This window comes from Flavobacterium sp. YO12, assembly GCF_004119495.1.
Lineage (GTDB): Bacteria > Bacteroidota > Bacteroidia > Flavobacteriales > Flavobacteriaceae > Flavobacterium.
This window is the reverse complement of record NZ_NRQU01000017.1, coordinates 25,190-45,577: the sequence shown is the minus strand read 5'-3', so window position 1 is coordinate 45,577 and position 20,388 is coordinate 25,190. Positions and strand designations below refer to the sequence as shown.

The following is a 20,388-nucleotide window of genomic DNA, read 5'->3' as shown; positions in this document are numbered from 1 at the left end:
CAATTAAAAATAACTATCGGGTCAGATTGTAAAATGAGTTACAAGCTATAATTTGCTAATATAACTTCCATACATATCTTTAAATTGATGACCTTGCGCAAAACGATCTTTACTCAATTTTTTATATTCTACCAATGCCCATAAAACAAACTCTTTCATAAAATGCATATCTTGTTTGTTTAATTGAGGCTGATATTTTTTTAATAAAATATCTAATGGCGTAATTTCATCCAAAATACCTTTATATTCAGCATCTGAGGCATCGTCTAATAATTCGAAACCGCTTTCGGTAAAAAACCACTCGATCAAATCTGAATAAGGTGTTTTTTCGCCTGGTTTTTCTAATTTTTCAATTTTTGGAAAATACTCTGAAAACAATGTTCTAATTGCTGAACCGATCAAATACTGTGCAACGACAGCAGCTCCCTCCTGCTCTCCTTCATAAACTAATTCGACTTTTCCTGTAATCGACGGAATTACTCCCATAAAATCAGATAAACGCAAAATAGTTTGATCTGTTCCAGATTTTAAAGCACGACGTTCTGCAGTACTAATTAAATTCTCAAAAGCCGTTATACTCATTCTGGCACTTACACCGCTTTTATTATCAATGTATTCGCTTTCTCGAGCTTCAAAACTAATTTGTTCTAAAATATCTCTGGCCAAACTTGGCACATAAACGATGTCGCTTTGATTTTCGTCCAGCTTTGCCTCTTGTTCTGTAATGGTTCTTGCAATAGCGACACTTTCAGGATAATGTGTTAAAATCTGCGAACCTATCCTATCTTTAAGAGGTGTTACAATACTTCCTCTGTTGGTATAATCTTCTGGATTTGCAGTAAATATAAACTGCATATCAAGCGCCATTCTTAATTTAAATCCGCGGATTTGAATATCGCCTTCTTGCAGAATATTAAACAAAGCAACCTGAATTCGGGCTTGCAAGTCTGGAAGTTCATTAATTACAAAAATACAGCGATTTGCTCTTGGAATCATTCCGAAATGAATTACACGATCATCTGCGTAAGACAATTTTAAATTTGCCGCTTTTATTGGATCAACATCTCCAATTAAATCTGCAACGGTAACATCTGGCGTTGCTAATTTTTCAAAGAAACGATCATTTCTATGCATCCACGAAATTGGAGTTTCATCGCCTTTCTCTAAAATTAAATCTTTAGCAAAACGTGAAATCGGATTTAATGGATCATCATTGATTTCTGAACCCGAAACATACGGAATATATTCGTCTAATAATTCGACCATTTTACGCGCCAAGCGAGTTTTTGCCTGTCCGCGAAGTCCCAACAAATTAATATTATGTCGAGAAAGAATGGCACGTTCTAATTCTGGAATTACCGTATTTTCAAAGCCATGAACGCCTTCAAAAACAGGTTTTCCTGATTTAATCTTCTCTCGTAGATTATTTCTTAATTCATCCTTAATACTAATGCTTTTATATCCTGAGGCTTTTAATTGACCTAATGTTTTTATAGTTGTTATTTCCATTTTATTGAAATATAAATTGTTATTTATTTTTAATGACAAATATTGCGTCATTACTGTGTGTAGATGCACTGCAGTGCGTTTCTACGATTACGTTGTCTTTAATTTTTCTCAAACCCAATTGAAGCGGCGCTTCGACTTCGCGCAGCGTGACAATTGTTGTATTAGACGCACTGCGGTGTGTCTCTACAATATAAACGCAACGTATATTCAGGCGCAAAGAAACCTCCGTATCTTAGCATCTTAGAACCTTAGCAACTTTATTTAATCCTTTTCTTCCTATTCGTTTCATAATCTTCAAAAATCATTTCTCCTAAACCTTTCAATCCAGTATAAAATGCTTTTCCTTGATTGGCTTCGGTAAAATGATTTACAAATCGCTGCAAATAAGGGTCATTTGCAATCATAAAAGTGGTTATCGGAATATGTAATTTTCTGGCTTGCTGAGCTTGTGTATAACATTTATCGACAATATATTCATCAAGTCCGTTACTGTTCATATAATACGAACCGTCGCGCTCACGCACACAGCTTGGTTTCCCATCTGTAATCATAAAAATCTGCTTGTTGGTATTTCGTTTTCGACGCAAAATATCCATCGCCAATTGCAATCCGGCAACGGTATTGGTATGATAAGGTCCAACTTGCAAATACGGTAAATCTTTAATTGGAATTGTCCAAGCATCATTTCCAAAAACTAAAATATCAAGTGTGTCTTTAGGGTAGCGTGTCGTTATTAATTCGGCCAAAGCCATTGCAACTTTCTTCGCTGGAGTAATTCGATCTTCACCGTACAAAATCATACTGTGACTGATATCAATCATCAAAACGGTACTCATTTGCGCTTTGTACTGAGCTTCCTCAACAACCAAATCATTCTCGGTGAGCATGAAACTCTCAACTCCATTATTAATTTGAGCGTTTCTAAGGCTTTCTGTCAATGAAATACGTTCTAAACTGTCGCCAAAATTAAACTCACGAAATTCTCCCGTATGTTCATCACCATTTCCTGCATATTTCGTTTTATGATTTCCGTTTCCTGAACGTTTTAAATTTCCGAAAATCTGATCTAAAGCCTGCTGACGAATTGCACGTTCTGTTTTAGCAGTGATACCAAAACCATTTGTACCATCTCCTTTTATTTCGTCTTTTATGTAACCTTTCTTTTTTAAATCTTCGATAAAATCATCGATAGTGTAGTTTTCATCGGTAAGCTTATATTCCTTATCCAATTCCCGAAGCCAATCTATAGCTTCATCAAAATCACCCGAAGTATGGGTAATTAACTCTTTGAAAATGCCAAAAAGTTTCTCAAACGGAGACTGAAATGGAGCTTCGTATGCTTTAAAATAAAACCCTTTTTTAAACTCGTTTTTCATAATTCTAAAATTAAGGTTTTTTAGAATTATGAAAAACGAAACGTTTATTAATTTTTAGTTAAAGTATTATCGCACAACAACTCAAAAGTCATCCAAATTATATCAATTATTCAAATTTTCCATCGACATAAAACCATTCATTTTCTTCAAACTTAAAAGTCGAAAATTCATAATGTATTTGCGGTTTATTGTTCGAATCGAGAAAATAGGCTTTAAATTCTACAGTGTTTTCTGTAAAACTTAAAATCTCCAATTTCTGCCATTTATTTGCTGTTGCCCATTTTAAAATTTCTGATTTAGAATAATATCCTCTTTCAGAAACATAAGTGGTTTGTAAAAGATAATCGGCATTATGAGTTGCATACGCTGAATATCTAGAACGCATTAATGCCAAAGCTGTTGGCGCTTTTTGTTTTTTCTCAAGATACAAACCACAGCAGTTTTCGAACTGTAAGCCTGTATCGCAATAACATTTATGCATCGCCGTCAACTTGTTCTTCACCGTTAATTTTCACATGAAGCTGATTCAATAAAACTTGATATCTGCTTATTTCTCTAAGTTCTTCATCTTCTTCGGCATGATCTAACATTTCGTCTAATTCATCACTTACTTCAAGCAATTTATTATTAGCTTCTCTGTCGTTTTTTGCAGCAATCAAATCAATAATTTCTTGAACGTTTGCTTTTAGGGTTTCAAATTTTGAATTCATATCTTTTTGTTTCAGGTTTCAAGTTCCAGGTTTTCGCTCCAACAACTTGAAACGTGCAACATGAAACTTGAAACTATATTTACTTTTCTTCTTTTTTATCTTCGTTGAATTTTTTCACAATTTCTTTCAGCTTTTCTTTACGGGCGATTTCTGCCTGCTTTTTCTTTGCTTGAGCTTTATGCAACTTGTCATTATGAGTTTTAATATTCTTTTCGTTATTCCGTCCCATTATATTTCTCTTTTAATTTCTTCTAATGTTTTCTCCGTATAGATCAATTCATCAATAATCTGCTTTCGTAAATCGGCTAGATCGTCATAATCAAAATACTTTGCCCACGAAGTTAATTGCTGTAAGTTTCTAATTTGTTTTAATCTTTTAGCAGTTTCAAAACTTGTTCTTAAAATTGCTTTTTTATCATATTTTGGATTATTCTTATGCTGATAATTGGCAAGGTTTTTATCAAAATCTGCTTCTAAATAATATAGTTTTTCCTCAGCATTATCGGGATAAAACTCGTTCCATGCCGCAAATCCAATTTTTGTTTTTGATTCCGTCTCAGGTTCACGAGCTACTAAACGCCACTTGCTGTTTGCTAGTCTTCCCCAATGGTTCGAAACGCGGTACATCCCTTCTTCTGTATAATAATAAGAACTTCCTGCTTTGCTTTCGAACTGTTTTTTTAAACCTTCAATTTCATTTGGAAGTACTTCATGAAAAACACAAAAGGTATTTTTAAAAGAATTTGGATGTGGTTTAAAGTTTCTCTGCATGTGCAAATATACTCAGATTGTCTCGAACTCCCTAAAACAAACATAAATTGATTAACTTTGCCTCATAAATTTAAAACAAAAAAATCATGTCTAAAGATTCGCAAGAAAGAATGCCTCAAAAAGGAGTTTATACAGGTATTATCGAAAAAGATGAAAACAATAATTATTTCTGTGGTGAGTATCTTTTAGATTATAAAATAGCACATTCAAATTTCAATGTTGGTGATTGGATTACAATAAAATCTATAATCGAAAATCCAAGTGATATCAGCTATGATAAATACCCGAAGAAATCTAGGAATTTTGATAAAGCAAATCATAAACCAGAAAACAAGTAAGTTTTATTTCGAGTTTCAACTTGAAGTGAGGAAAATTTTACCGCAAAGCACTCTAAGAATTACGCAAAGTTCGCAAAGCTATATTTTACAAAAAGCTTTGCGAACTTTGCGTTTTTTTATCAACACCTAAAAAAACTTAGCGTGCTTTGCGGTTAAAATCAGTATTACTTTCTATGATTCTTTACATTTTACAGATAACTTTCTGGAATATTTTTTAGATGAAAACTGAAAAGTTAAAAAAAAGTGTACCTTTGCAAAAAATTTGTCGTTTTGAAGTAAAAACACTCATTTCGAACTAATAGACAAGAAGTTACCTTTTATTTATGAAAAAAATAGTTGAATACCGCAAGTTACTAAACGTAGACAAAACTGCTGAATTAAAAGATTTAAAAACCATTTATCGTAATGCGATGAAAGAAGCTCATCCTGATAAATTTCAAGGCGATGATGCTGGTTTGAAAGCGGCAGAAGAAAAAAGTAAAGCTATCATTGAAGCGTACCATTTCTTGGTAAGTATTAATCCTGAAACGATTAAACTAAATTTACCAGAATATACTGAAACTATCGCAACTTCATCAATTACTGATTATAAATTTGTTGAAGGTCGTTTAATTATCGATTTTTCTAACGGAAGTGTTTACGAATACATCAGTGTTCCTAAAGCAACTTACGTTAAAATGGTAAACGCAGATTCTCCTGGAAGATTTGCAAAAAGACACATTTTGAACTCTTTTACTTGGAGAAAGAAAACAAATCAAGAATAGATTTCTTAAAAAATATTCTAAAAAGCACTCTTTTACAGGGTGCTTTTTTTATGCTTAAAAATTAGAAAAAATCAAAATCGCGCCTCAGAATAAAACCAAAACTAGAGTTTTAAATCAAACCAAAGCACCAAACACATTGATTACAGGCAAATTAACCCCTAAAAAACTATAACAAAATTTTAGGTTACAAAATTCTGTATGTTTTATAATTTTAGATACTTTTGTTGCACAAATCAATTAACTAATTAATTTTTTATAATGAAAAAAATACTTTTTTTACTTACAGCTTCTGCGGCTATCATTTCATGCAGTAAAGTTAAAGACGGAGAATACTTAATTACTGGTACCGCAACTGGAATTGAAAACGGAAAAACCATTATCCTTCAAGGTCTAGACCCAGCTACAAGAATGCCTTTGGCACTTGATACAGTAAAAGTTGAAAATGGAAAATTTGAAATAAAAGGAAAAGTTACTGAACCAGCTTTCCATACATTAATTCTTCAAGGTGCAAACGGACCAATCCCATTTATCTTAGAAACAGGAGAAATCAACATTGCAATTGATAAAGACAGTATCCACAAATCAAAAATTTCTGGAACTTACAGTAATGACGAGTATGTGAAATTTCAAGAAGATTTAAACAAAACTCAAAAAAGCTTAATTGATTTTCAGAAAAAGAATACTCAAAAAATGCAGCAAGCTCAACAAGCTCAAGATACAGCAACGATCAATGGCTTGATGAAACAATACATGACTATTCAAACAGAAGTACAAGAAAACAGCAAAAAGAAATATTTAGCTTATGCTGAAGGTCATCCAAAATCTTTTATCTCTGTTCTAATTGTTCAAGGTATGGCTGCTGACCCAAGTGCTGACATTAAAAAAACAGAAAGTTTATTTAATGCTTTAGATGAGTCATTAAAAAATACTACTCCTGGTAAAGAAGTTAAAACAAAATTAGGTCAAGCGAAAATGCCTGCGGTTGGTGCTACAGCTCCAGCAGTTGGTAACGCTAAATGAAGAGCAGACTTTTCTGCACCAAATCCAGAAGGAAAAGTAGTTTCGCTTAAAGAAAGTTTAGGCAAAGTAACTATCGTTGATTTTTGGGCTTCATGGTGCGGGCCTTGCCGACAAGAAAACCCTAATGTTGTAGCAATTTACAAAGAGCTACATTCAAAAGGATTAAACATTGTTGGAGTTTCATTAGACAAAGACAAAAGCAAGTGGACAGAGGCTATCGCAAAAGATGGTTTAACTTGGACACACGTTTCAAACCTAAAATTTTGGGATGAACCAATTGCAAAACAATATAATGTTGAATCAATTCCAGCTACTTTTATTCTTGATGCTTCAGGAAAAGTAGTTGCTCAAGACTTAAGAGGTCCAGAATTGAGAGCAAAAGTATTAGAGCTTTTAGCTAAATAATACCATTCTTAAAATAGAATAAAAAAATCTCCCTAGTGGAGATTTTTTTGTTTTATACCATAGCCAATTTAAAATTGGAATTTCATCAAGCTGAGATTAAAATTCAGTCAAAGAAAGAGTGATATACTGATGACTTAAATTTTAACAATCAATAAAAATTTAGATTAAGCCAACTATAAAGTACAATACTAAACAAATATTCTTTCCTTAATTCTAATTAATACATCCACAAAAGCAAGGGCTGACAGCTTTATTAAAGATCAAACTGAAAGCAAAAATCACAAAACAGCCGTACAATTATTCTTACTTTTAAAAATATTTCAAAAAAAATACATTTTATAAATTTTTTATTTTATTCAATTCCAATCAATTAAAAAATAATTTAAAAATAACTTAAAATTAACTTCGATTTTTGTTTGTAGATGTAGAAAACGTTCCTATATTTGCAACCGCTTAGAACAACAAATCACAACAATACAAAGCTTCGGGGAGATACTCAAGCGGCCAACGAGGGCAGACTGTAAATCTGCTGTGTGAACTTCGCAGGTTCGAATCCTGCTCTCCCCACTGAAAGGGGAAAAGAAGTAAAAAGGTCACTTTTTCAATCTTTTCAAAAACCCGAAAAAACAGTGGTAAAACCTGCAAATCCTAGGATTCGCAGGTTTTTTTCTTTTATACTGCTTTTCAAATTTTTTAAAACTGCTCAAAATCTCTGTGGCAAAATCGTGGCAAAAATCCATAATGAAAGTTTTGCCACAGAATTTAAAACAATCCCTTATAAACACAGGGGTTAACGAGGTTAACGACTTGTTTTTTTGGTGCTGTAATTCTACATTTATTAATCTAAAAGACTGAATTATGTTAGAGAACAGTTTTGGGATGGCATTTTTTTTAAAAACCGCCCACAAAGGAAGTAAAATTAGAGCAGTACACTTAAGAGTGACAGTAGACGGCATTAGCAAGGAAACATCTACTAAGCGAAAATGGGACATCGATCGATGGGATCAAAAAACCGAACGCGCAGTCGGCTCTAAAGAAGATGCTAAATCCTTAAATTTCTTTTTGGATTCATTGACTTTAAAAATCCATGAAATCAAAACAGAAATTCTTTACAGTGGTAAACCACTAACTACTGAAAAAGTTATGGATCACATTCTTGGAAGAGTAACACCAAGAATTAAAGTGCTGGAAGAATTTCAAAAGCACAATGACGAAATGAAAGCACTTCTTGGAAAAGGATATGCAAAAGGAACTCTTGACCGATTTACCATTACTAAAAATCACTTAACGGCTTTTATCAAATTTAAGTTCAAAAAAGAGGACTTAGAATTTACGGATCTAAATCTCGAATTTATAAAAGACTTTGAGTTTTATCTCAGAACGGTCCGCGACTGCAGCAATAACACTACTCTTAAATACATTGCCAATTTCAAAAAAATCGTGATTCGTGCAATCGACAATGAAATTATCAATAAAGATCCTTTTAAGAATTTTAAAGGCCGAAAAACTAAAATGGTAAAGAAACCTCTTACCTCTCAAGAATTGTACGAACTGGAAAAGCATTATTTTACCACTGACAGGCTTAATGTAGTCAGAGATGTATTTGTATTTCAATGTTACACGGGACTTGCTTACATTGATGCTTATCAACTGAAGAGAACTGATATTAAAAAAGGCATAGATGACAACCTATGGATTATGTCAGAGAGACAAAAAACCAATTCTACCACGAATATCCCGCTGCTTCCTCAGGCACTTAAAATTATTGAGAAATATAAAGAGCATCCACTTTGTATTCAACGCGGAACTGTACTGCCTGTTTCTTCTAATCAGAAAATGAATGAGTATCTTAAAGAGATTGCAATCCTCTGCGGATTTCCTTTTACATTAAATACACATATAGCGCGCCGAACCTTTGGAAGCACAGTGACACTAAACAACAATGTTCCTATAAATGTCGTTAAAGAACTACTGGGTCATGCGTCAGTAAAACAGACTGAAGCATATGCCATAACTGAGCAGGCAACCATTGGACGTGAAATGTCTCTACTTAACAAAAAACTGAACAAAACCGCATCAAAAATGTCTAAGCCGGACTTAGCAGTTCTCAGCAGATTAGAAAAAGAAATCCAAGCAATTAAAAAGAAATACAATATTACTTCCTGATATTTAATTTCTGATACCAATTAAACACAGAAAGAGGTAATCTCAAAATTGAGATAACCTCTTTTTACATAATTCAACTTCACTTTTATAACCCGGATGATAAGACGGGCTGTACTTTATATATCCTAAATCCTGAAGCTGTTTAAAATACTTATGATAAGTCGGCAGCGTATTTACATGTGATAATTCCATAATCTTGCTTCGGCTTACGTTGATTCTCCTGCCCTGCCCCTGCCGATATCCCAATCCTAAAATTGCAGTTAAAATGGACAAATGCCAGACATTCAGTTTAGGATCGTCAATGTACATTGACAGGTAATCCATAATTTGTCTTTCTTTGAATCTATTATTTGTTTTCATCATCAAATAATTTTTGAAGATCTCCTTTATTATAATAATACGATCCAAGAACCTTTTTAAATCGAACTTTTTGAGTAGTTCTCAGATTCTGAACCGATCCTGCTGAAATATCAAGCAGTTTTCGCACTGTTTTACTTTTCAGCCATTCTGGATCATAAGTTTCGTTTTTTACAGGAGTTGATTCCTTAAGAATGATTTTAATTTCATTCAATAAAAGCAGACTAAACTGTCTTAAATCTTCTTTTGTTAAGGCCTCATTCATAATTTATTTTTTAAATCATTATCATTCAACTATTTCAAAATCTTTCATTAATTAGGAAAATAAACAAGCGAAGTGTAACCATTAAAATTCATTTCCTGATAATATCAAAAAAAAAATGAAAATGAAACAAAAACGTTATTTCTCGGTTTCCTTATTAGCCAATATCTGCTCTGCCCATCCAGTTCTGCCATCACCGTATCGGTCTGCCTTGCCCACACTTAAATAAGTATTAGGGTACTTTGATTTTCTGTGAACTGGCACCTTACGATGCATCACCAAATAATAAAAATCCCGTTTATGTTCTGCCAGCACTTCCAAACCGCCGGGAACATGATTATACCTGAATTTTAAATAAATAAGAATCTTTGCAAGTTCTAAAGTATCATTCTTTCCCATACACCAATAAAGCAGATTACCGTGTTCAAATAATATTTTCAATGCCTTATAACCACGTGATGTTATACGCAGTCCCGAAGATGCCAGCACATAGGCGTCAACTTCTAATTCTTGTTCTGCTGTCATGTTTTCTAAAATTTAAAAGAACAAAATTAGTTACCACACAGAACACTAAATATAATTCTATTGTTCTAAATTCTAACATTAACATAAAATAAAGAATTATACTACCACAGAAGATCAACATACAGCTGAAATCCCTCCAGATAAAAAAAACAATACCATAAAAAATAGACCTTGATATCCTGCTTGTTTACTGGGATCTCATTTCTGCAAACTTTGGAATAAACAGCCGTCATAAAAAGAGTTTCCCGTGCGTAACGGAATAGTCTCCAGTATACTGCAAAGGCCTCTAAAAGTAAAAGGCTTCATACCCCTAAAGTTTTACGTATTTCAAAATCAAAAAAGTAGATTCTGCTTCCCCTGGTTTTCTTAAAGGATGGCTCATATCTAAGATAGCCGTACTGATGAAGTTCCTGCAGGCATTTATGGTAAGTGGACTTCGAGGATATCTTAGCAATTGGCACCAGTTCACTTCTAAAAATTTCAATAGGATTAATAAAACCCTTAACAGATCTGAACTGCAAAAGAGCAGCATAAATGGCAATATGCGTGCTGCTGATCCGGTAATCCTTTTCAATGGCAGAAAAGAAGTCTGTTAAAGGTTTCAGGCTTTCCATAGCTAAATACTATTTAAATCGACTGCGACTTTCTTTTCTGCTTCTTCTCTTTCTGCGGCGAAGAATCTTCACTATCATTGTCCGCGTTCTTTTTCTGTGATTTAGAAGCCGTATGCTCTTGGGTATCTTTCTGTTTTTCCTCTTTGCTCTGGCGGTCATTGATTCTCTGCATCGAAGCATCATAAACTCTAATGGTCTTAAACTGAGGATTAGCCTCCACAAACTGTTTTCTTTCCTCTCCATTTACAACAAAAGTCACAGACTGAATATTCCCTTTTTTAAGCGAATTCATTAAACTCTCTTTGGACTCCGGGCTTTGGAGTTCTTTGATGGAATGTTTCTCCAATGCCGCCTCCAGATTATAGCCGTAATTCTGGTGGTAATGGGTCATTTTAAAGTTTCCAGAGGATTCTGCATCTTTAAAATTTAAATTCGTCCAAGCATTGTAAATCTGTCCTTCCTTATTGACCAGATCTTTATTAACTGATCTTCCCTGCAGCAGATTAAAAGCTTCTTTCATCGTAAAGTTGTTATCCTTTCCGATATAAAAAATCTGCTCGAGAGCATTAGAAGTCCCTTCCTTGGACAGCATAGCTTTATAGGAATTAAAAAAATACAAATCACTCTGATCTGATTTTTTAAAACTAAGCTCCGACTTAAGAACACTTTTCCCAAAATCCGCTTGATGGGAAATCATAAATTCCTTTTCTCCTTTTTCCATCTGTTCTTTCAATACAGGGTTCAGGGCTTCTCCAAAACCGGTGTATTTAATCTGATTTTCTAAAAATTCTAAATTTGTCTGTATCATGATATAATATTTTAACATTAATAATCATTTAAAAACTGTTAAGGATTTCAAGATTAACGAGATCCTTATTCTTAATATTTATTTCGAGATTCCTTCCTCCATTTTTTTCCATAAGCTGCAGAGTCAGATATTTTTTCTCTGGAATAGTAAACTTAGATACCGCATAAACCAAAGTCAATTCAGACTTATCCGGTATACTGGATACCAAGGAAGTACAGTATAAGGGCAGTATCTCTATTTCCTGGGAAGCAGTGCGTTTTGACTTTTTCTGATCCCGTATAAAAAAACGAAACTGATCTATGTCATAATTAATTTTTGAATTGTTGCTCAGCACCACTCTGAAAAACAGCAGATCCTGATGAATAAAAATACCATTCACACTTAACTGGATCCCAAATTCAGAGTACTGCAATCCGCTTACTTTCTTCTTTTTAAACAAAGCACGTTGCGCATACTGCTCAATTTCCTTCTGGTTTTCATTCTCAAGGGAAAACAGAATACCATCATTAACTACTGCTGTTTTATCTGCCTTGATATTTAAATCCGGACAGACATCGTCATAGTTCAATAGAAATACGTAAAGCCTGTTGTCAGCGGTCACCACTGTAATATTGGTCTGGGTAAAATTCTCTTTTGCCGCTTTTAAAAGCAGAATATTTTCCACTCCTTTAGCTTTCTGCATCAGAATATCACCACTGCCTTTATCAATGCTTCTGATGGCATAAGGAAAGACAATACTGGTTGTCTTTGAATATCCAATATGAAGATTTTTAAAATCTTCTTGACCCGATGCGGAATCTCTGGAATTAAACTGCGCATGTCCTGAAAGCATGATCAGAAAAAAGCACATAAAATAAAACTTGTTTATATTTTTCATCTTTTTCATTTTTAATTAATCTGTATTCTTTTGTTTTTCATCATACAAAAGCACCTGATATCCTGCTTTCACCATCACCTTAATAAGTTTTACTTTTTTACTCATAAGACTTTTAGCCGCTTCAATACCCATACCTGCAGCCTGTGCTCCCCATGAATCTGAAATACCAGTAAGCCCCATAGTTTGAATTGAACGATCAGCCGAAGCTTTTGCAGCATCCCTGTTTATTGCTCCAGGAATATAAATCCCTTCTATGCCGTCAATATCATAAACAGTCAGCTCAACAGGTAAAATGGAGCTCTTAAATTGGACAGCGGTGATTTTTACTTCAAGCCTTTCCCCTTTCAAAGCCGCCGTGCCGTATAGAAAAGTATTTTTCAGTATTATGGTTCCCTGAATAAAAATATCATGTGTAAGCCTTAGTTTAACTACTGATCCGTTTACTATGGTCTGTGTCTGATGGATTACTGCTTCGATAGAATTCTGTACTTCTTCAGCAGGTAAATCTTCATCCAGAGAATAGAATGCATTAGTTTTTAAAAAACGCTGCGTATCAACATTCTGCTGCAGTGAACTGATATTACTCTCTTGCTTCTTTTTTTGACCGAGTAAACTTTCCCTTTTTTACTATTAGATGATTGTTTTAGTCTTTCCTGTACGCGCTGTGGATGCTGAATATCCAAAATGTTCTCCAGCATGCCTCCAAGCTGCTGGAGCTCCGGATCAGCCTGCGGCGGTGTACTCATTGCCGACATAAGTCCTTCTAATTTTTTCACCTCCTCTGACTCACCGTGAGATGAGCCGTAATTCTCAAACTCACGCATATTATGCCCATAATTATTTACTGCCGGCGGCTGGCTGATTACTTTTTCAAGAGCCCTGAGCTTTTCATAAACTTTCTGTTCACTGCGACCTTGAAAAGGCTGTGAATTTAAAGCTGATCTGTTTTTATGAAAACTGCGGTTTTCAAAATAGTCTGCTGAAAGCTCATCTGTTTTTTCATCTGAAACCCTAAAAGACGAATAATTAGGATCTTTTTTAATCTGCTCACTAAGTTTTATAGAATCAACTGCCGCCTGATCGTAATAGCTCATTTTGTCCAATGCTGAATCTTCCTTAAATTTTGGAATTGGCAGATTAAAATTAAACCCTTTCTTTACTTCATTTCCTGCAGTATTATTATTTGTTTTTCCGCCTCCTAAAGAGTAAAATAAAAACGTTAAAAAAGGAAGCGTTATAATTGGCAGCATCAAAAACAATTTACGCTTCTTAGCTTCTTTTGGAGATATAGTTCTTTGTTCCATGATTTTATTTATTGTAGTTTTTATCTGTTATAGAAAATGTATTTTTCAGTATCTCAATATTTTTTTTTGAGAACACCGCGTAAATGTTATACAGAAAGAAACCTGCTGAAAGAACAACAAACACAAATAAAAAGCAGATGAGTTTTTTCTTTGAAAGCTCCTTCGTCAAACCAGTCATCTTCTTAGCCCATTTGTCTTGCAGCAGCAGACAGTACATATGGCAGACTGATGGAGCGTCTTGTTTCTTTTTCCCCTCTTTCATAACTTATTATTTCCTATTTTCTACCCCCAGATCTTCGTTTTCTATTGTATTGAACTTTTCAATCAAAAACCCGTGAGGGTTGTTATCACTTCTCGAAACATTGCGCAGACAGCCTTCCGTAATAAGATTTCTCTTCAAAATGCTGGTCGTTCGTATAATACTCTGCTTTGCAAAACATTTAAAGCGATATGGATACTCTTTTACATCTATTGCGATGCTGTCAATCTGAATCGTCTGACTTATATTGCCCGAGATTATTCCCGAATAAAAACCGTTCTCTTTCAGATCGTCATAAATCCTTTTAGCACTTTCATCTGCCAGATAAAGGGCTTTTGTTATATTGGTTTTAATTACTTTATCATCGGGATCAAGGGTAAAGAAAAACTTATGAAAGGTTTTTACATGATCTCTTGCTTCAACCAGTACATTATCTTTCCGCTCTGAGGCATACGCTTCGAGCGCTTTGCCGTTAGCCAGTATATAAACCTTATCCTGCATCAGTGTCACGGACTCAAAGCTCTTGTACAGCGTATAACAGCAGATGATTATACATCCTGCAATAACCAGCATAGTAAATCCTCTTATGTATCGGAATGCTGTATCTATATTTTTCATTTTGCTAAACATGTTCCTGTCTTTTTGATTATTTAGAGTTTCCTTTCAGCTTATTGCTCATATAATTTCCTTTCTCTTCAAAGTAAGGTGAACTCGAAGATGACCCTGACATACTCTGTGACATCCTTCCTGCTGCATTGCCCATAGAATCCAGCACCATTCCTGCTCCCTGTGATGTTTTAGAAACAACCGAGCTTGCAGAACTACTGAACAGCCCTGTTACTTTCTGTCCTAAAGCTCCTCCACCAGCTGCATGTACTATGTAGTTCGCTACCGATGGGACAGTAAAGTACCCGATGATTCCTATTATCATAAAGATTAGATAAGAAGTATCGGTCCTGCCGAAAAAAGTATCACCGGTGGACTGTACCTGAGAGAGATCCAGTTTGAGCATAAGCTCTTGAATTTTACCAATGATGCTTCCAAAAATATTGGCAACTGGAAGCCATAAATAAATGTTTATATACCTGGCCAGCCAGATCGTCAGTGTATGCTGAAACCCGTCAAAAACAGCAATCCCAAATACAAGAGGCCCTAAAATTGAAAGCACAACCAATTGAAATGTTCTGAGTGTATCGATACACAGCGCCGCAGCTTCAAATAATATACGCAGCACCTCACTCATCCATTCTTTAACTGAATTTCTAAAGCTGTAAGAAGCTTTTTCCATGGCGAATTTGACATCGTTGCCGATTCCGGCAAGCATACTCTCATCAGATGGATCTTCATCATGGGTATATTTATACCATTTATCACGATCGCCGTTACCTGACATCCCAACATACATTTTCCAAGGATCCGTTTCTTTTATTGCCTTTTCTTTCTCTTTCAACAGCACTGCAACAGCATTATTAGAACCTTTAACCATAGCAGCAGTAGCAGTGACAGTCGGCTTCATTATCCCGTTAATAAGAGCCAGCACTGATGGAAAAATCATAATACAGAATCCGATCACAAAAGGTCTGAACAATGGATAAAAATCTATAGGTTCCGCGTTTGCAATATGACGCCAGACCCGCGAAGCAATATACCAGATTGTTCCAAACCCTGCTATCCCCTGCCCGACCGCCAGAAGATTACTGCACAGCGGCATCATCTCATCATAAAGCTGCTCTAAAACAGAGTGAAGACTCTGCATATCCTCTCCCAGCCCTTGAGCCTGAAGCACAGAAGGTATCAGCAGTGCTGCATTTAAAAACAAAACCTCCTTTAAAACTTTATAAATATTCATTGTTTTAGTTTTTTAATTCCTGAAGTTCTTTGGACGCATATACATCTTTAGTTTCTTTACACCGCTGCAGCACCAGAACACTGGATTCTTTATTAAAACTTCGCAGAAATAGAAGTTTGTCCTGCATTTCCATATAAATATTATCAACCGCCTGAAGTCTTTCATCGTCCGACATCCTGAGTTTATCTTCAGTTACAACTGTAGTAAGCTCATCAAGATTTCTCAGACTTTGGTTTAAAAGATTCCCATAAATCTTTTCGAAATAGGCAATCTCCTGCGGACTGAAACTTTCACTTTTTATAAATCTAGAAAGTCCTTTTTTACTTTCTTTTACTAATAGAATCTGAAAATTGATAATATCCCCTACTCTTTTATAATTCTTAACTGCAGGACTTACCTGCATCAGGGCATCCAAAAAAGTTTTATGAAGACTGAAGTTTCCCTCTGACATGTCTTTAACACTCTTATACCCCCCGGACAGCAGTTCATATCCCTTTTTCATATCACTGAGAATCTTTTTGAATTGAGATAGTTTTTCAATGTTTAAAATCAGCTGCTGTATTTCTGCCGACTGGGCTTCCGCCCGATTTGGAACTAAACTCAGAAAGACCAACAAACCTGTAATTAATATCTTTTTCATCTCTGTTTATTTTATAGTCCGTAAAAAGCATCAGCATCAATAGAATCTTTTTTATCTCCTGCTTTTGAAACAGCAAGCAGTTTAGCTTCATTGCTGAAAGAAAGACAGAAGTTATAATCTTCGAGCATGTTTTTATGGAGCGCATCAATACGCTGGATCCTCTGATCATCTTTGAGTTCCAGCTTAGAATCGGTTGTAATTACCAGCAATTCATCCAGGGTACTGCTGCAATTCTTAAGAAGTCTTTCAAAAGAACGCTCGAGATAATCCATTTCATCTCCATGAAATAAGTCAGCAGCCTTCAAATCAGCATAACTCTTTTTACAGATCTTCATTATTTTAACCTGCATTGAAATAATTTCAGCTGCCTTATAGTAATTCCTGACTTTTGGATTAATGGCCGACAGAGAAGTAAAGTAATCACCATGCAGGGTAACTTCACCTCTTTTGGCATCACCAATAAAATTCAGACCTTTAGATACTGCCATGTATCCCTTTTTACCATAATTAATATAGACCTGAAGCGCCGCAATCTGAAGCAGAAGCTCCTTTCTTTGTTTGGCCTGAGCATGAATTCCCTGGCCTGTTAATAATAAAACCAGCATCATTGCAATTAGATTTTTCATAATATTTTCTTTGAATTATGGAATTCCGTAAAATTGTTTGACTTGATTAACTTCGGCCTCTGTTTTTGCCCTCTGAAGACTCAGCATTACATTCTGCTGGTTAAACATCTTGAGATCATCATAATTGGCATCAATCTGATCTGCAGCCTTATTGATAATCTCCAGTCTTTTCAGATCACTCATCTGTGTGCTGAAAGAGTCCAGTATCAAAAAGATCTGGTCAATGTTCTTAAGACTCTCTTCTAGAATGCCTGAGTAAACACGTTCCATATACTGAATCTCACTATCTTTAAAACGAGTATCTTTCTTAAAGAGATTCCATGCCTTTTCATATTCCTGCACCAATCTGGTCTGCTTTTTAGTAATCTCTTTTATTCTCTGATAATACGTTATAATAGATTTTACCTTGGTGAGTTCCTCGTAATAGTCTTTGTAAAGATCTTTCTGTTTTTTAGTCCAATCTGAGATTTCATTCAGCTTTAATTTAGAGAGCACGTTCTCTACCTGTTTTTGTGCATTCTGCAGCCAAATGGTTTTATTCTGCAGTTTTTGAATCCTCAGATCAATTGCTTTAATTACTTTTTTTGTAACCGCTTTCACAATCTCCAGTATCGGCAGTACTGCCGCCCTTTCTACAGGTCTAGCCGGGGTGCTGATAAGCAGCAGACAGACCATGCACACAATTAATTTACTTTTCATTTTTCTTTTTTCTTTAATTTCCGTTTCTCATGTCCTGAGCCATTGCGGCAATCCCTTTTTTGATGTCTCCGCCAAACCTTTTGGCATAAGCATTCATTTTCACTTTTTCGCTTTCCTCTGTAGTGTAAGCCAGATATTCCTCTAAAGAAACCTCAGTTCTGTAAACTTTAGAAAGCATGCCTCCAAGAGAAATAAAAACTTCCTTGTATTTTTTATCCGGATCGTTGGCTTTATTTACCGAAAGCACCAGTGCTTTTTCTTTTTCCGTCAGTCCCAGCAGTTCCTGTATCTGGTCAAACTTATTCTGGTATTTGCTCTGATCCAGCAGAATTTTGCAGTCACTGTTGTTAATAATAGCCTGCTTGACCACTGGAGAAGAAATAATATCTTCTACTTCCTGGGTAACCACTACAGCTTCGCCATAGAACTTCCTCACGGTCTTAAAAAGATACTTTATATACTCTGCAAAACCTTCCTTCATAAGTGCTTTCCAGGCTTCCTCAATGAGAATCATTTTACGGATTCCTTTGAGTTTTCTCATCTTGCTGATAAAAACCTCCATAATGATGATAGTGACAACGGGGAAAAGTATCGGGTGGTCTTTGATATTATCCAACTCAAATACAATGAATCTCTCTTGTAACAGCTCCAGATTCTCAGTCGCATTCAGCAGATAGTCAAACTCACCTCCTTTGTAATACGGCCGCAGTACATATAGAAAATTATTGACATCAAAATCCTTTTCTTTCACTTTGTCCCCCTCTAGAATGGAAACAAACTCCTCTTTTAAAAACTCATAGAAGCTGTTAAAACAGGGGAAAATATGAGAATTACCATCCATCTTTTCATAATACAGCTGAAGCGCATTGGATAAGGCTACATATTCACTTCTATTAAAAGTTTCATCGTCTTTTTTCCAGAGTGCCAGCAGCAGTGTTTTAATGCTTTCTTTTTTCTCCGTATCCAGATTATCTCCTTCTGAAATATAAAATGGATTAAAGCGGATCGGATTCTTTTCATCATAGGTAAAATAATAGCCGCCGACCATATCACAAAGTCCTTTATAACTGTGTCCGACATCAACCAGCACCACATGTGCCCCCTGTTCATAATAGCTTCTCACCATATGATTGGTAAAAAAAGATTTACCGCTTCCCGAGGGACCCAGTATAAACTTATTGCGGTTGGTGCAGATTCCCATCTTGACAGGCTCATCGCTGATATCCACATGAACCGGCTTCCCCGTAAGCCTGTCTCCTAAACGAATGCCTACAGGGCTCAGCGAAGATTTATATCCTGTTTCCATATTCAGAAAACAGACCGCCTGCTCTGTAAAAGTGTCAAAGGTGTCATTCATTGGAAAATCAGCAGCGTTTCCAGGCATCCCAGCCCAATAAATCTGAGCTGCCCCAACAGTTTCCTGCTTCGCAGCCGCATCCATCTGTGCCAAAGCTGAGCAAACTTTATTTTTAATCTCCTTCAATTCTTCCTTATCCGTACTCCATGCCAGTACATTAAAATGAGCCTTAACAGGAAGTCTTTGCTGGGATATGGCTTCATTCAAAAAATCATTTGCAGCATCCCTTGCAATCATATTCTCACGGCTGTAAGCCGATAAAGACTGCAGTCTTAATCTCTTGCTCTCCAATTTCTGGATCGTCTTGTGCGCATCCTCAATAAACAAATACTGATTATAAATGTGATTGCAGGACAGAAGCTGTCCGAGAGTGGATGCAAATCCGACGCTGAATTTAGTTTTATCGGTACTGTAGCGGTCAAAGTTTATTCTTGATCCGCATAAAGCGGGAAGATCAGCCGCGTCACCAAGAGTAAAAAGCTGGCAGTGTTTATCTCCCACTGATAATCCTTCATCAAATCTAATATCATTAAAAATAAATGAATCTTCCTGATCTGATAAAAAGCAGTACTTCTCTACAAGACCAATTTTTCGGCTTTCACTTTTCAGAGCATTATCTTTAAGACGCAGGAGTTTTACAAAACCGCTGTCTTCCATAATTCTTTTAAACTGACCGCAGACATCAATAAAGTCCTCAAGCAGCTGTTCTTTAATAGTCTGCTCAGGAACTATTGAACTGCGCAGCAGATTAGAAAAAAGAGAACTGGAATTTCTTCTTCCCTGGGGTTTCTTGGTCAGCATAATATAACAGGAATGGTCCAGAAAAGGTCTTTCATTGAAAAACCGTTCGCTGCTCCTAGTTAGAAAACTTGTGTCAGAACTTGAAAAATCAGCGTGATAACCTTTTTCTAAGAACCAATCCTGCTTGTGAAACACACAGAATTTCGGCAGAACCTTAACGGCTTTAATCCATGACTGGTGAAAGGCCTCATACTCGTGATCAGAAAGCGTAAAAATCTCCGGCAGCTCTGCCTTAAAAACTACTGTTATATCTCCTTGCTTTGATATAATACAATCGTATTCCACTGCCATAACGGGCAGCAGGTCTTCCATCCTCTTCTCCATCTCTCCTTCATTTTGACAACTAACGTT

General features: G+C 35.6%; 25 protein-coding genes, 1 tRNA gene and 1 pseudogene. 6 read left to right on the top strand and 21 right to left on the bottom strand.

Features of this window, described 5'->3' with window-relative positions; translation table 11 throughout:
* Nucleotides 1-45: 45 nt before the first annotated feature.
* From BOW55_RS07785 to BOW55_RS07765, 6 genes are all read right to left on the bottom strand, one after another.
* Complete coding sequence (locus tag BOW55_RS07785) at nt 46-1,509, bottom strand: AAA family ATPase (protein ID WP_129023651.1); 1,464 nt, start codon at nt 1,507-1,509, stop codon at nt 46-48.
* 257 nt (nt 1,510-1,766) lie between these two features.
* Nucleotides 1,767-2,885: a VWA domain-containing protein gene (locus tag BOW55_RS07780; protein WP_129023650.1), complete on the bottom strand. Its 1,119-nt coding sequence runs from the start codon at nt 2,883-2,885 to the stop codon at nt 1,767-1,769.
* Nucleotides 2,886-2,991: 106 nt separating this feature from the next.
* The gene (locus tag BOW55_RS07775) at nt 2,992-3,366 is read right to left on the bottom strand and encodes a YchJ family protein (protein ID WP_129023649.1); all 375 of its coding nucleotides are present in this window, start codon (nt 3,364-3,366) and stop codon (nt 2,992-2,994) included.
* Nucleotides 3,359-3,595 (bottom strand): hypothetical protein, encoded by a 237-nt coding sequence (locus tag BOW55_RS07770; protein ID WP_089054024.1) that lies wholly within the window; start codon nt 3,593-3,595, stop codon nt 3,359-3,361. Before BOW55_RS07770 ends, BOW55_RS07775 begins: the two co-directional genes overlap by 8 nt.
* 79 nt (nt 3,596-3,674) lie before the next feature.
* Nucleotides 3,675-3,824, bottom strand: coding sequence for a hypothetical protein (locus BOW55_RS20790; RefSeq protein WP_164975013.1), 150 nt, complete (start codon nt 3,822-3,824; stop codon nt 3,675-3,677).
* A complete protein-coding gene (locus BOW55_RS07765) occupies nt 3,824-4,366 on the bottom strand; it encodes a hypothetical protein (RefSeq protein ID WP_129023648.1) in 543 nt (180 codons plus the stop codon). The genes BOW55_RS20790 and BOW55_RS07765 overlap by 1 nt, the downstream gene beginning before the upstream one ends.
* Nucleotides 4,367-4,452: 86 nt before the next feature.
* On the opposite strand from BOW55_RS07765, the gene BOW55_RS07760 reads away from it, so the two are divergent.
* From BOW55_RS07760 to BOW55_RS07735, 6 genes and pseudogenes are all read left to right on the top strand, one after another.
* Nucleotides 4,453-4,704 (top strand): hypothetical protein, encoded by a 252-nt coding sequence (locus BOW55_RS07760; RefSeq protein WP_089054021.1) that lies wholly within the window; start codon nt 4,453-4,455, stop codon nt 4,702-4,704.
* Between the two features lie 323 nt (nt 4,705-5,027).
* Nucleotides 5,028-5,468 carry a KTSC domain-containing protein gene (locus BOW55_RS07755; RefSeq protein ID WP_089054020.1) on the top strand — a complete coding sequence of 147 codons (441 nt, stop codon included), beginning with the start codon at nt 5,028-5,030 and terminating at the stop codon, nt 5,466-5,468.
* A 258-nt stretch (nt 5,469-5,726) separates the two neighbouring features.
* On the top strand, nt 5,727-6,488 hold the full coding sequence (locus BOW55_RS07750) for a DUF4369 domain-containing protein (protein WP_089059890.1): 762 nt from the start codon (nt 5,727-5,729) through the stop codon (nt 6,486-6,488).
* Between the two features lie 18 nt (nt 6,489-6,506).
* Nucleotides 6,507-6,893: pseudogene (locus BOW55_RS07745) on the top strand (peroxiredoxin family protein); the annotation flags it as partial.
* Between the two features lie 486 nt (nt 6,894-7,379).
* Nucleotides 7,380-7,460 (top strand) — tRNA-Tyr (locus tag BOW55_RS07740).
* 291 nt (nt 7,461-7,751) lie between these two features.
* A complete protein-coding gene (locus tag BOW55_RS07735) occupies nt 7,752-9,059 on the top strand; it encodes a site-specific integrase (RefSeq protein ID WP_129023647.1) in 1,308 nt (435 codons plus the stop codon).
* Nucleotides 9,060-9,101: 42 nt separating this feature from the next.
* Here BOW55_RS07735 and BOW55_RS07730 read toward each other — a convergent pair whose 3' ends face one another.
* The 15 genes from BOW55_RS07730 to BOW55_RS07665 all read right to left on the bottom strand — a co-directional run bounded on the left by BOW55_RS07730 (nt 9,102) and on the right by BOW55_RS07665 (nt 20,361).
* Nucleotides 9,102-9,419, bottom strand: a complete 318-nt coding sequence (locus BOW55_RS07730) for a hypothetical protein (RefSeq protein WP_241686509.1) — start codon at nt 9,417-9,419, stop codon at nt 9,102-9,104.
* Nucleotides 9,406-9,681 (bottom strand): DNA-binding protein, encoded by a 276-nt coding sequence (locus BOW55_RS07725; RefSeq protein WP_129023646.1) that lies wholly within the window; start codon nt 9,679-9,681, stop codon nt 9,406-9,408. Before BOW55_RS07725 ends, BOW55_RS07730 begins: the two co-directional genes overlap by 14 nt.
* A gap of 135 nt (nt 9,682-9,816) precedes the next feature.
* Entirely contained in the window at nt 9,817-10,203 is a 387-nt protein-coding gene (locus BOW55_RS07720; protein ID WP_129023645.1) for a hypothetical protein, read from the bottom strand.
* Nucleotides 10,204-10,505: 302 nt separating this feature from the next.
* Nucleotides 10,506-10,817, bottom strand: coding sequence for a hypothetical protein (locus BOW55_RS07715; protein ID WP_129023644.1), 312 nt, complete (start codon nt 10,815-10,817; stop codon nt 10,506-10,508).
* Nucleotides 10,818-10,830: 13 nt separating this feature from the next.
* The gene (locus tag BOW55_RS07710) at nt 10,831-11,625 is read right to left on the bottom strand and encodes a hypothetical protein (RefSeq protein ID WP_129023643.1); all 795 of its coding nucleotides are present in this window, start codon (nt 11,623-11,625) and stop codon (nt 10,831-10,833) included.
* A gap of 28 nt (nt 11,626-11,653) precedes the next feature.
* Complete coding sequence (gene traN, locus BOW55_RS07705) at nt 11,654-12,502, bottom strand: conjugative transposon protein TraN (protein ID WP_129023642.1); 849 nt, start codon at nt 12,500-12,502, stop codon at nt 11,654-11,656.
* Nucleotides 12,503-12,517: 15 nt separating this feature from the next.
* A complete protein-coding gene (gene traM, locus BOW55_RS21290; RefSeq protein ID WP_241686513.1) occupies nt 12,518-13,072 on the bottom strand; it encodes a conjugative transposon protein TraM in 555 nt (184 codons plus the stop codon).
* Nucleotides 13,039-13,806 carry a hypothetical protein gene (locus BOW55_RS21285; RefSeq protein ID WP_241686508.1) on the bottom strand — a complete coding sequence of 256 codons (768 nt, stop codon included), beginning with the start codon at nt 13,804-13,806 and terminating at the stop codon, nt 13,039-13,041. The genes traM and BOW55_RS21285 overlap by 34 nt, the downstream gene beginning before the upstream one ends.
* A 4-nt stretch (nt 13,807-13,810) precedes the next feature.
* A complete protein-coding gene (locus BOW55_RS07695) occupies nt 13,811-14,068 on the bottom strand; it encodes a hypothetical protein (protein ID WP_129023641.1) in 258 nt (85 codons plus the stop codon).
* A gap of 6 nt (nt 14,069-14,074) precedes the next feature.
* Nucleotides 14,075-14,683 carry a conjugative transposon protein TraK gene (gene traK / locus BOW55_RS07690; RefSeq protein ID WP_241686507.1) on the bottom strand — a complete coding sequence of 203 codons (609 nt, stop codon included), beginning with the start codon at nt 14,681-14,683 and terminating at the stop codon, nt 14,075-14,077.
* Nucleotides 14,684-14,711: 28 nt separating this feature from the next.
* Complete coding sequence (gene traJ / locus BOW55_RS07685; RefSeq protein WP_371414512.1) at nt 14,712-15,908, bottom strand: conjugative transposon protein TraJ; 1,197 nt, start codon at nt 15,906-15,908, stop codon at nt 14,712-14,714.
* Nucleotides 15,909-15,918: 10 nt separating this feature from the next.
* Nucleotides 15,919-16,554 carry a TerB family tellurite resistance protein gene (locus BOW55_RS07680; RefSeq protein WP_129023638.1) on the bottom strand — a complete coding sequence of 212 codons (636 nt, stop codon included), beginning with the start codon at nt 16,552-16,554 and terminating at the stop codon, nt 15,919-15,921.
* Between the two features lie 11 nt (nt 16,555-16,565).
* Nucleotides 16,566-17,180 (bottom strand): hypothetical protein, encoded by a 615-nt coding sequence (locus BOW55_RS07675; RefSeq protein ID WP_129023637.1) that lies wholly within the window; start codon nt 17,178-17,180, stop codon nt 16,566-16,568.
* A 15-nt stretch (nt 17,181-17,195) separates the two neighbouring features.
* Complete coding sequence (locus BOW55_RS07670) at nt 17,196-17,879, bottom strand: conjugal transfer protein TraI (RefSeq protein WP_129023636.1); 684 nt, start codon at nt 17,877-17,879, stop codon at nt 17,196-17,198.
* A gap of 13 nt (nt 17,880-17,892) precedes the next feature.
* Nucleotides 17,893-20,361: a TraG family conjugative transposon ATPase gene (locus BOW55_RS07665; protein ID WP_129023635.1), complete on the bottom strand. Its 2,469-nt coding sequence runs from the start codon at nt 20,359-20,361 to the stop codon at nt 17,893-17,895.
* Nucleotides 20,362-20,388 lie beyond the last annotated feature (27 nt).